The 2096-nt window shown below is 42.0% G+C and carries 4 protein-coding genes; 3 read left to right on the top strand and 1 reads right to left on the bottom strand.

What is annotated here, in order from left to right; translation table 11 throughout:
• The coding region (gene radC / locus AB4496_RS27825) for a DNA repair protein RadC (RefSeq protein ID WP_372133249.1) at window positions 1-462 on the bottom strand (462 nt) is incomplete at its 3' end.
• A 148-nt stretch (window positions 463-610) separates the two neighbouring features.
• Here radC and AB4496_RS27820 point away from each other — a divergent pair.
• From AB4496_RS27820 to dptF, 3 genes are all read left to right on the top strand, one after another.
• Window positions 611-796, top strand: coding sequence for an AlpA family transcriptional regulator (locus AB4496_RS27820; protein WP_029223194.1), 186 nt, complete (start codon window positions 611-613; stop codon window positions 794-796).
• Between the two features lie 77 nt (window positions 797-873).
• Complete coding sequence (locus AB4496_RS27815) at window positions 874-1314, top strand: RNase H family protein (RefSeq protein WP_017104400.1); 441 nt, start codon at window positions 874-876, stop codon at window positions 1312-1314.
• Between the two features lie 352 nt (window positions 1315-1666).
• Window positions 1667-2096 (top strand): DNA phosphorothioation-dependent restriction protein DptF (gene dptF / locus AB4496_RS27810; protein WP_372133246.1); only part of this gene is annotated, 430 nt, incomplete at its 3' end.

The following is a 2096-nucleotide window of genomic DNA, read 5'->3' as shown; positions in this document are numbered from 1 at the left end:
GCCCCTTTCCGCAAACGACGTGCATTGTTCCCCAACAACAATATGATCCAGAACTCGAACATCAATGAGCGCTAAAGCATCTTGCAATCTCGTCGTGATGCGCCTGTCTGCTTGGGACGGCTCAGGATCGCCTGATGGATGGTTGTGAGCAAAGATAACCGCCGCCGCATTGGCTTTAAGAGCAGTCTTTACTACCTCCCTTGGATAGACGCTTGCCGCATCAATAGTCCCTTGAAACAACTCCTCAAACTCAATTAATCGGTGTTGGTTATCTAGCAACATGACGGCGAACACTTCGCGTTCACTGCCGCCTATCTTAAATCGCAAATAGTCTCGGGTAGCTTGTGGATTGGTAAATACATCGCCTCGTACATAACGATCTTCTAGTATCTCAGCGGCTTTTTCTAGAACACGATGTTCATGCTCTTGCTGCGAGAGTAGTGGTGGTGAAAGTGTTCTCATTTTGGTTCTCCTTTAATCAGGCTTTAGGTCATTCACTTTAATGACATATACCTCAAAAAGGTTTGAATCAGAGTAAGCCGAGCCAGCCTCATTTTTTTTAACACTATCTCCTTATCCCATGAGGACCACAGGCATAGGAGAACGTCCCATGAGATTTTTAAAGCTAAAAGAAGTGATTGAGAAAACCGCATTAAGTCGCTCGGCGATATACAGAAAAATGGACGAAGGTAATTTTCCTGTATCGGTAAGCTTGGGAGATAGGGCGGTCGCTTGGGTAGAAGAAGAGGTGAATAACTGGATGGAAATGCGCTTGGCTCAAAGACCAAGCCATTAAGACTGAATCAACGCTACGACAAAAAATTAAGGCTTTACCAAAATGGTGGGCCAAAACTTAAAAAGAGGAACAAAATTATGAATGAAGAAAACTGTGCAATCTACATTGCTATCGCGACTTCGAAAGACAATACATCAAACCTACAAGGTGGGATTGGTATCAGTGTTTATAACTACGATGGGCAGTTAGTTGACGAAAATAATCTATTAGTCGGTGAGATTGCCGATAGTGCTGAGTTAGAGCTTATCGCATTGATAGAAGCTATAGCTTATGCCAGAGATGGAGACTGCCTGTATTCGAGTAGTGAATATTGTGTGAAAGGGTTCAATGAATGGTTAGATAACTGGAAAGCAAAGGGGTGGCGAAAATCTGATAAGAAGCCAGTAGCTAACCGTCATTTATGGCAACAAGTTGATACGTTGAGATCAAGTAAGTTTGTTGAAGTAAGGCGTGCGCATAAGGTCGGAGATTTTGAACAGATGGGGAGAGCGGGGGATATGGCTAGGGAAGCACTTTGAGTGTTCGGTCACACGGGGTGAAAAGGTGTTGAATATGAAGTCTGGGTTAGGAAGTGCTTAAGCTGACCTACCCCAGCACAATTATAAGATTGCAGTAATTGAACGTGTTGTGTTGGCTATGAAGAGCCCAATGTTTGCCAACGTACTGATAAAGCTTGATATCTAACTTTCTTCGCAAAAACATAAAAGATGTGAATTTCTCCAGGAAAAATTAGCGGAATATGAACACGTACACACTAAATTAGGTAGAATGCTTAGTTATACAGTATTGAGTCTGAGTAACAGCGTAAGCTATCCTGGTTATCACCTGTACTTCTGTCTACCTAATATTTTCATGGGGTTATAAAACTTGATTGATTTACGAACCGCACTTAGTGTGATGTCAAAATCGTCGCCATATGCAGTCTCTACAGAGCGAGACGCAACAATATCAACTGACTTAGATGCGGTAAAAAAGTATCTATATGTACAAACGGATATAGAGGCTGACTTTGTTAAACAATTGAAAGGACTATCCTCAACCGATAAGAAAATCATTTTTTTATGTGGTAGTAGTGGTGATGGCAAATCCGAAATACTAACAAAGTATAAGAAAGAGTATCAAAATAGAGCTGACTTCCATCTCGATGCAACCCACAGTTTTCGTCCGAGTGATTCGGCTATTGAAACGCTGAATGAATTGTTTACTGAGTTTAACGCTACACCGAAGCCGCTAGTTGTAGGCATCAATACAGGTATGTTGGGTAACTATGCTGAAGAAGGCACGGTGACCGAAGTAACAT

It is taken from the genome of Vibrio sp. 10N.222.46.A1, from assembly GCF_041473595.1.
GTDB classification, from domain to species: Bacteria; Pseudomonadota; Gammaproteobacteria; order Enterobacterales; family Vibrionaceae; genus Vibrio; species Vibrio tasmaniensis_A.
Note: the sequence above shows the minus strand (reverse complement) of the source record. Positions and strands in the feature narration are given on the sequence as shown.